This window comes from Nocardia crassostreae, assembly GCF_001613405.1.
In the GTDB taxonomy this organism is placed as follows: Bacteria; Actinomycetota; Actinomycetes; order Mycobacteriales; family Mycobacteriaceae; genus Nocardia; species Nocardia crassostreae.
Genome location: NZ_BDCH01000057.1, coordinates 1 through 1,082, shown reverse-complemented (window position 1 = coordinate 1,082; position 1,082 = coordinate 1). Strand labels below are relative to the sequence as shown.

Annotated in this window: 1 protein-coding gene; it reads right to left on the bottom strand. The window is 66.1% G+C overall.

The window, feature by feature from the left end:
• Window positions 1–1,082 (bottom strand): amino acid adenylation domain-containing protein (locus tag NC4_RS38555; RefSeq protein WP_157555490.1); only part of this gene is annotated, 1,082 nt, incomplete at both ends.

The window sequence follows — 1,082 nt, the reverse complement described above, 5'->3', positions numbered from 1 at the left end:
ACCGGTTCGGGCAGGGCCTTGCGGTCCAACTTGCCCACCGGGGTCAGCGGCACCCGGTCGATGACCATGACCGACGACGGCACCATGTACGCGGGCAGACGCTGCTCCACATGCGCCGTGACAACGGCGGCATCGATCGAATGACCCGGCGTGGCAACCACATACGACACCAGAGACACCGCACCGGCAGCATTCTTGTGGCCCACGGTGACAGCGAAGTCCACCGACTCGTGCGACGCCAGAGCGGCGTCGATCTCACCAAGTTCGATACGGAAACCACGCACCTTCACCTGGAAATCCGAGCGGCCGACGTACTCGACCTCACCGTTCGGAGTCCACCGCACCACGTCACCGGTGCGATACATCCGCGCACCGTCGACATAGGGATTGGCGACGAACCGATCCGCGGTCAGACCCGGACGCGCGTGATAGCCGCGCGCCAGCTGAATGCCCGACAGATAGAGCTCACCCGCGACACCCACCGGAACCGGCCGCAACCGGTTGTCCAGGATCAGCGACTGCATACCCCGGATCGGGCCACCGATGGTGACCAGATCACCGGGCTCCAACGCCTCGCTGATATTGGTCATGATGGTGGTCTCGGTCGGACCGTAACCATTGTGGAAAGCACGCATGGTGCCGTCCGCCAAAGGCACGGCCCACTTCTCGACCAGATCGGCCGGGACGGCTTCACCACCGGCGACCAGTACGCGCAGCGAATCCAGTCCGGCCGGACCGAAGGTGGACAGCGCGGCCGGGGTGATGAACGCGTGCGTGGCCCGCTCGCTCTTGATGAGCTCGGACAGTTCCTCACCGCCGTACACGCCCGGCGGCACCACCACGAGGGTGCCGCCCGCGCCGATGGCGAGCAGGAACTCCAGCATGGACGCGTCGAACGACGGCGAGGCGAAATGCAGTGCCCGCGAACCGGAGTCGAGCTCGTAGCGAATGGTCTGCTCGACGCAGAAGTTGGCCAGACCGGCGTGGGTGACCACGACGCCCTTGGGCACGCCGGTGGAACCGGAGGTGTAGATGACATACGCCGGATGCTCAGGCCGCAGCGGGCGCACCCGATCCGCGTC